Origin of the sequence: Mesorhizobium sp. M2A.F.Ca.ET.067.02.1.1, assembly GCF_004023285.1 — a bacterium.
In the GTDB taxonomy this organism is placed as follows: Bacteria; Pseudomonadota; Alphaproteobacteria; order Rhizobiales; family Rhizobiaceae; genus Mesorhizobium.
Window position 1 is genome coordinate 1 of record NZ_RZSB01000263.1, and the last position, 7378, is coordinate 7378.

Annotated in this window: 8 protein-coding genes and 2 pseudogenes; 4 read left to right on the forward strand and 6 right to left on the reverse strand. The window is 65.3% G+C overall.

Annotated elements, in window-relative coordinates; genetic code table 11:
• A pseudogene (locus tag EOA28_RS18485) lies at nucleotides 1-476 on the reverse strand (hypothetical protein); the annotation flags it as partial.
• A gap of 170 nt (nucleotides 477-646) precedes the next feature.
• On the opposite strand from EOA28_RS18485, the gene EOA28_RS18490 reads away from it, so the two are divergent.
• The 3 genes from EOA28_RS18490 (at nucleotide 647) to EOA28_RS18500 (ending at nucleotide 2682) form a co-directional block, all read left to right on the forward strand.
• Nucleotides 647-1321 carry an isochorismatase family cysteine hydrolase gene (locus tag EOA28_RS18490; protein ID WP_127252618.1) on the forward strand — a complete coding sequence of 225 codons (675 nt, stop codon included), beginning with the start codon at nucleotides 647-649 and terminating at the stop codon, nucleotides 1319-1321.
• 130 nt (nucleotides 1322-1451) lie between these two features.
• Nucleotides 1452-1679 (forward strand): antibiotic biosynthesis monooxygenase, encoded by a 228-nt coding sequence (locus EOA28_RS18495; RefSeq protein ID WP_127252619.1) that lies wholly within the window; start codon nucleotides 1452-1454, stop codon nucleotides 1677-1679.
• Nucleotides 1680-1767: 88 nt separating this feature from the next.
• Nucleotides 1768-2682, forward strand: coding sequence for an RNA polymerase sigma factor (locus EOA28_RS18500; protein WP_127252620.1), 915 nt, complete (start codon nucleotides 1768-1770; stop codon nucleotides 2680-2682).
• A gap of 1 nt (nucleotide 2683) precedes the next feature.
• On the opposite strand, the gene EOA28_RS18505 is transcribed toward EOA28_RS18500, so the two are convergent.
• Together EOA28_RS18505 and EOA28_RS18510 are read right to left on the reverse strand one after the other, a co-directional pair.
• Nucleotides 2684-3622: an LLM class flavin-dependent oxidoreductase gene (locus EOA28_RS18505; protein ID WP_127252621.1), complete on the reverse strand. Its 939-nt coding sequence runs from the start codon at nucleotides 3620-3622 to the stop codon at nucleotides 2684-2686.
• Between the two features lie 158 nt (nucleotides 3623-3780).
• Nucleotides 3781-3936 carry a hypothetical protein gene (locus EOA28_RS18510; protein WP_095816548.1) on the reverse strand — a complete coding sequence of 52 codons (156 nt, stop codon included), beginning with the start codon at nucleotides 3934-3936 and terminating at the stop codon, nucleotides 3781-3783.
• 279 nt (nucleotides 3937-4215) lie between these two features.
• Here EOA28_RS18510 and EOA28_RS18515 point away from each other — a divergent pair, with 279 nt between their 5' ends.
• On the forward strand, nucleotides 4216-4983 hold the full coding sequence (locus tag EOA28_RS18515; RefSeq protein WP_127252622.1) for an SDR family oxidoreductase: 768 nt from the start codon (nucleotides 4216-4218) through the stop codon (nucleotides 4981-4983).
• A 190-nt stretch (nucleotides 4984-5173) separates the two neighbouring features.
• Here EOA28_RS18515 and EOA28_RS18520 read toward each other — a convergent pair whose 3' ends face one another.
• From EOA28_RS18520 to EOA28_RS18530, 3 genes and pseudogenes are all read right to left on the reverse strand, one after another.
• Complete coding sequence (locus EOA28_RS18520; RefSeq protein WP_127252623.1) at nucleotides 5174-6118, reverse strand: ABC transporter permease; 945 nt, start codon at nucleotides 6116-6118, stop codon at nucleotides 5174-5176.
• The gene (locus EOA28_RS18525) at nucleotides 6115-7170 is read right to left on the reverse strand and encodes an ABC transporter permease (RefSeq protein WP_127252624.1); all 1056 of its coding nucleotides are present in this window, start codon (nucleotides 7168-7170) and stop codon (nucleotides 6115-6117) included. Before EOA28_RS18525 ends, EOA28_RS18520 begins: the two co-directional genes overlap by 4 nt.
• Nucleotides 7170-7378: pseudogene (locus EOA28_RS18530) on the reverse strand (ABC transporter ATP-binding protein); the annotation flags it as partial. The gene EOA28_RS18525 and the pseudogene EOA28_RS18530, both read right to left, overlap by 1 nt.

Genomic DNA, 7378 nt, shown 5'->3' on the forward strand with positions numbered 1-7378 from the left:
AGCGTCGCGGCATTGCCGATCGCATCGGCGGCGCGGCGGGCCCTCAGCTTGCCGCCGAAGACCTCCAGCGACTTGGCAAGCCAGATCGTCCAGGTGACGAGAGAGGCGAAGGCCAGCCCGACCATGACCGCCTTCACGACGATGTCGGCATTCATGAACATGCCCCAGGGCGACAGGTCATGCGGCAGTGTCAGCGCGATGGAAGGCTCTTCACCGACGGCGCCGTTCGGAGCCGGCTGGAGGCCCTGCGCCATCGGCGTGGCGGCGGGCGCCGCCGGCGCCTGCTCGATTGGCTCCTGCGCGGCGGGTGCTATCGGCTGCCCAGCCGGCGCCTGCGTCGCCGGCTGTTCTTGCGCCCCGGCGATGCCGGCCGAAAGAATGAGGGACACGGCCAGCGCCGCGAAAATACCGTTCCAGGACAAGGCTCGTCCTCGCTTCATCATCGCAATGCGGTGGCCGCCATTGAGATCAGACACAGGGCGAGCCATGGCAGTTGACTATGAAACATGAATTTCCGAGTCAACTATAAAGATGACTGTGCGATCAACAATCTACGATGCGCCGATGCCACCTGGGTACGCTGCGGGCTGGACCGCAGGTCTGCTAGCGAGCACGATGCACCGACAACGACCAAAGCAGGTGACCGATGATCAAGGCGATACCCTTCGACTTTCCCTATGACGGCAGGCTGGAGCCGCAGCATGCGGCGCTGCTGGTCATCGATCTGCAGGAGGATTTCCTGTCGCCGACCGGCTATTTCGCCAGGAAAGGCTATGATCCGGCGCCGTTGAGAGCCATCCTGCCGGCGGTGAACCGGCTGATTGCCGCGGCTCGCGCCGCGGGCATCATCATCATCCACACAAGGCAAGGCTACCGCGCCGACATGGCCGACATGACGCCTTACGAGAAATGGCGCCGCAAGCGGGCCGGCCTCGACGGCACCGATGTCATGCTGCGCTCGGGCCCGGGCTTCCAGATCGCCGCCGATGTCGACGTGGCGCCGCAGGACATCATCATCGACAAGACCTGCAACAGCGCCTTCACCTATACGGATATGGAGATGGTGCTGCGCGCCCGGGACATAACGCATCTGCTTTTCACCGGCTGCACGACGGATGTGTGCGTGCACACCACGTTGCGCGAGGCCTGCGACCGCAACTTCCAATGCCTGACGGTTTCGGACGCCTGCGCCAGCGGTGACCAGTATGCGCACGAAGCGGCGCTGCACATGGTGACGGTCGAGGACGGGATCTTCGGCGCGCTGGCGGATTCGGAGGCCGTCATCGCCGCGTTGCGGCAACTCGCGGACGCGGCGCGCTGAAGATTATTTCGGGGTCTCATCGAGAATTTTCGCCCCGCCGTTCTGTTTGCGGTTCCGCCTTCGTCTTGAGGGTCGTAACAGGTGTGAGAGCCACGACCGCCTCCGCCATCAGCATAAACGGAGCCGAGCCATGTCGACCACAGTGACCCTGATCAACGTCTTCACCGCCAAGCCGGGCAAGCAGCAGGAACTCGCCAGGACGCTCGCCGAAGGCAACTTCTTCAGCAAGCAGCCGGGCTCGCTGTCGTCATCCGTGGTCGTCGGCGGCGACGGCAGCAAGGTCGCCAACATCTCGCAATGGCGTTCGGCAAGGACATCGCGGCCTTCCGCGCCGATCCCCACTTCGCCGACTACATAAAGAGCATCGTTGAGCTGGCCGCGGGCGAGAGCATAATGGGCCACACGACCTATTCCCATACGGGTGGCGTAGAAAACTAGGAGGTTGCGTGACCGGTTCGCAGGATCAGGCCGTTGCGGCGACCGAGTCCCGCCTCCGCGCCTTCGAGCGCGAGGCCGCTTCGCTGAGAGCCAGGCTGCACCGCTACGCGTCACGCATGGTCGGATCGGTCATCGATGGCGAGGACATCGTCCAGGAGGCTTTGGCCAAAGGCTTCGTTGCGATCAGGAATGGCGACATGCCCGATAGGACCGAACCCTGGCTGTTTCGCATCGCGCACAACGCGGCGCTCGATTTCCTGCGCAAGCGCGCCCGCTTGCGGGGCCGCGAAAGCGAGGTCGAGCTCGACACGATCGCCGACGAGAATTCGGCGCTGGACGCGCGCATCGCCGCCGAGGCGAGCCTGGCCGAGCTGATGCAGCTGCCGCCGGCGCAACGGTGCGCGGTCGTGCTGAAGGATGTGCTCGGCCACAGCCTGGAAGAGATCGGCGAAATCCTCGAAACATCCGACATGGCGATCAAGGGCGCGCTGCAGCGCGGGCGCGAAAGCTTGCGCAAGCTGGCGGCCGCGCCGCGCATGGCGCCGCCCCGTCCGGCGCTCGACCGGCAGGACATGCGCCGCTTGGGCGACTATGTAGTTGCCTTCAACGCCAGGGATTTCGATACGCTGCGCGGCCTTTTGGCCGAGGACGTCAAGCTGGAGCTGGTCAATCGGCTGCGCGCGGACGGCAAGGAATATGTCGGCAATTATTTCGGCCGCTATGCCGACGAAACGCATTGGCATTTCGCGACCGGCCTTGTCGAAGGCCGGCCCGCCATCCTGGTCACCAGCCCGGAGCGTCCGGACGGACCGCCGCGCTACTTCATCCTCATCGATTGGAAGGACAGCCGGATCGCCGGCATCCGCGATTTCCTGTTCGCGGATTACGTGATGGACGGGCTGGAGTACTCCGGCACGCCGTGACTCAGCCTATGCGGTGTTCCGCAAAGGGGGATGAGGCAAACGCACCCGGTTGCGGAATTTCCGCCTCGCGGCGCGCCAGCGAATTCGCGAGCAGCGTGATCGTCTCGCGCCCAATGCGGACGATCTCGCCCGGACGGTCGATGCCGCTGATCATGAATTCCTCGATGCCGAGCGCCGCATAGGGCAAAAGCGCCAGGGCAATCCGCGCCGGCGGCCCGGCGATCTCGACCGCCTTGTGATCCGGGGTTCCGCTCCAGCCATCCGCGTGGATGCGGACCGGCAGCGCGAAGCGCAACCTGCCGGCGCGGCCGTGCTCGGCGGCGGCGCCGCGCGCACGCTCGATCAATTGCCGCACCTCGTCCGGCGAGCCGGCGGCCAGTTCGAAGACATCGGCATGCTTGCCGGCCACCTTCAGCGCGGTGCCCGATTGGCCGCCAAGCCGGATGACGAGATCGGCGCCATGCGGGCCCTTGCGAGGCACGAAGCCGCCCCTGACGCTGTAGAAGGCGCCTTCATGGTCGAAGGGCCTGTCGTTCGACCACAGGCGCTTCAGCAGCACCAGATATTCGTCGATGCGCTGCCAAACCACGCTGTGGCCAACCGGTCGCGCCTCGGCATCGCTGTCTTCCAGCGGCTCGCTCAGCATGCGAAGCGACAGGCGTCCGCCGCCTCTGCGGTCGAGCGCGGCAAGCTGCCTTGCCGCCACCGTCGGCTCGATCACGCCGGCCCAATGCGTCAACACCACCTCCAGCGAACCGGTGCGGTCGAGCGTCTGCGCGGCGATGTCCATATTGGTGAGCAGGCCGGCCGGATCGTCCACCACCAGCCTGCGGAAACCGGCATCCTCGATCAGCGACAGTTTGGTCGCCGTCTCGGCGAAATCATAGAAGAAGCCGCCATTGACAGCCTTACCGGGAACATGCGTGAACTCGATCGGCATTGCCATCTCCTCCATCACGTCGGCTTGCCCCGCTCCAAAGCCTTTTAAACCAAATCCGAGGACGCAGGCGCGCGACACCGCCCCGGCGCTCGGCCAGCTTTCCACTCCGGTTACGCAACTCAGATTGTTTTGACGGCGGGTCTCGGCCCGCCTTGAAATCAGGGGATCAACCCCAGCACCACCGCGCCGGTGAACACGAATGCAAGCGCGAAGACGAGATAGGCGAAGGTACCGCCATAGGCGGGCCTCCAGCTCTGGTCGGCGGTCAGCCTTTGGCCCTTGCGGGCGGTCTGAGCGTTCTGGATATAGGACATATCGGCCTCCGTCTCAGCGCTTAATCTATAAAGTAAGTAGACTTTGTCGATTGCTATTTTTCAAGGATTTTTGGGAGAATGTTCTCAGGGATGGTGCAATCCAGGGTAATTCGTGCTCCTCCAGAGTGGAAGATCCAGCGAGCAAGCGGAGCATGGGCTGCCCGACAAATGCCTGGAACCACGGACTTTCAGTGGCAAAACGGCCTCCTTTGAGCGCTTGGCTATTCCCCGCGCGAGGCGATAGCATCTAAAACACTCACGGAATCCAGGGAGACAAAAATGGGTGGAAGGCTGGCGGGCAAGGTCGCCATCGTTTCGGGCGGCGCGACGGGGATGGGCGGGGCGGCTTCCGAGCTGTTCGCCGCCGAAGGCGCCAAGGTGGCGATCGTCGACCGCAATGGCGAGGCGGCCGGCAAGACCGCGGCGGCGATCCGGGCGCGGGGCCATGTGGCGGAGCATTTCGTGGCCGATGTTTCGGATGAGGCGCAGGTCGAGGCGGCGGTGAAAGCGGCGACGGATGAGCTCGGTCCGGTCACGGTGCTGTTCAACCATGCCGGCACGATCGTGATCAAGCCCTTCCTGGAGACGACGCTGCAGGAATGGGACTGGCTGCATGCCGTCAATGTCCGCTCGATGTTCCTGATGACGCGCGCGGTGCTGCCCGGCATGATCGCCGCCGGCGGCGGCTCGATCGTCTGCACTTCCTCAATCTCGGCGGTGGCGGCGACGCCGAACGAGGTGCTCTACGACACCACAAAAGGCGCCTGCCACATGTTCGCGCGGGCCATAGCGGTGGAATTCCGTGACCGCAACATCCGCTGCAACGCCGTCTGCCCCGGGTTCATCCGCACGCCGCACGGTCTGCGCGAAGTGGCCGATCTCGGCAAGCTCGGCGTCGATGTCTCCGATGCCGCCATGGCCGCGCAACAGGGCCGCATCGGCGAGCCCGAGGAAGTGGCTAAGGCCGCGCTGTTTTTGGCCAGCGACGAGTCCAGCTTCGTCAATGGCGCGCATCTGTTTGTCGACAACGCGTTCACGGCGATATGAGGCTTTTCCTCGCCCCACGAAAGTGGGGAGAGGTGGCTCGGCGGAGCCGAGACGGGGAGGGGACGCCCTGCGTGAAGCCAGAACCGGCTGAGAATTTGGCGCAAACGCGTCGCCAAAAGAGCAACCGTCGACGCAGACCCCTCTCCGGCCGCTTCGCGCCACCTCTCCCCCGCCTTGCGGGGCAAGGAAATTACCGCTCCTCCCTCCGAAACGGCTTCAGCAGCGCCGAAGGTGCCACTGCGTTGCGCGACATGAAGGCCATGGCGACGATGGTGAAGATGAAGGGCAGCATCAGGAAGGCTTCGTAGGCGATGTGGCCGAGGCCGCTGGCCTGCATCCTCAGCTGCAGCGCGTCGACGAAGGCGAAGAGCAGCGCCGCGCCTGCCGAACGCCACGGATCCCAGCGGCCGAACACGACCAGCGCGATCGCCACCCAGCCGCGCCCGGAGACGACGCCGAATGTGAAGGCATTGAACTGCGCCATGGTGAGGAAGGCGCCGGCAAGCCCCATCAGCGCGCCACCGAGGATAACCGCCTGGAAGCGTGTCGCGATGACGCTGACGCCGGCCGAATCCGCCGCGCGCGGGTTTTCGCCGACCATGCGCACCGACAGCCCCCATGGCGTGCGGTAGAGCACGAAGGCGGCGAGCGGAATGGCGACGATGGCGAGATAGACGAGGGTGAACTGGTTGAACACGGCAGGGCCGATCACCGGTATGTCCGAGAGCAGCGGGATCGGCGCCGGCTTGAAGCCGTCGATGCTGGGCGGCACCGATTGCTGGCCGAAGATCAACCGGTAGAGGAAATAGGCAAGGCCCGAGCAGAACAGGGTCACGCCGATGCCGCAGACATGTTGGCTGAGGCCCAGCGCGACGGTGAACAGCGCGTGCAGGGCGCCCATCAGCGCGCCGACCAGCACGGCCACCAGCACGCCCAGCCACAGGCTGCCGCTGAGGCTGGCGGCGGTGAAACCGGCCATGGCCGAGAGCAGCATGATGCCTTCGATGCCGAGATTGAGCACGCCGGCGCGTTCGGAAAACATTTCGCCGAGTGTGGCGAAAGCGAGCGGCGTGGCGATGCGGATGATGGCGGCGAGGAAGCCGACCTGGAAAATCTGCTCGAACACCGCGCTCATGTCTGCGCTCCCACGCGGCGGACGCGGTAGGCGGTGAAGAGCAGCGCCACCAGCATGGCAAGCAGCGCCGTGCCCTGGATGACGTCGCTCAGGAAGGCCGGCACGCCGGTTGCGCGCGACATCGCTTCGGCGCCGGTCATCACGGCGGCCAGGAAGATCGCCGCCGGCACCACGCCGAGAGGGTTGAGCCTGGCGAGCATGGCGACGACGATGCCGGAATAGCCATAGCCCGGCGAGATGTCGCTCATCACCTGGAAATGCACGCCGCCAACCTCGCCGACGCCGGCGAGCCCGGCGAGCGCACCCGACAGCAGCGCCGTCGAGAGCAGCACGCGCTGCACGCTGATGCCGCCATAGCGGGCGGCTTCCGGATTTTCGCCGGTGACGCGGATCCTAAAGCCGAGCGTGGTGCGGGCGATCAGGAACCAGCAAAGCGGCGCTGCGATCAGCGCCACGACGACGCCGAGATGCAGCCGCGTGCCTTCGATCAGCACCGGGAAGTTGGCGGAATCCTCGATCGGTGGCGAGATCGGGTAGCCGGAAAAGGTGTCCTTCCACGGCCCTTCGATCAGCGCCATCAGCGCGTAATAGATGACCGAGTTTAGCAGCAGCGAGCTCACCACGTCGTCGACTTTGAATTTGATGCGCAACGTCGCCGGCACCAGCGCCACGAGCGCGCCGGCGGCGGCGCCTACAATCGCCATCAACAGCATGGCGAGGGTGCCCGGCATCGGGATCGCGCCGACAAAGCAGCTCGCCACCGCGCCGGCGAGCAGCTGGCCCTCGGCGCCGATGTTCCAGAATTTGGCGCGGAAGGCGATCGCCACGGCAAGGCCGGTGAAGATCATCGGGGCGGCGCGCACTAGGGTCTCGGTGATGGCGTAGCTGTCGCCGAGCGAGGCCGACAGCATGACGCCATAGGCCTCGATCACGCCGGCGCCGGCGATGGCGATCAGGCCACTGCACAGAATGAGCGTCGCGGCGATGGCGATCAGCGGCAGCGCCAGATTGAACCAGGCGGGTGTCGAGGTGCGGGCTTCGAGGCGAAACATCAGGCCGCCTCCTCGGTCTGCCCGGCGCCGGTCATCATCAAGCCGAGCCTGGTGACGGTGGCATCGGCGCTGATAAGCGTGCCGGCGATGCGGCCCTCATACATCACCGCGATGCGGTCCGAGAGCATCAGCAATTCCTCGAGGTCTTCGCCGATGACGATGATGCCGCAGCCTTTGGCGCGCATCGCGAGGAATTTCTCGTGGATGA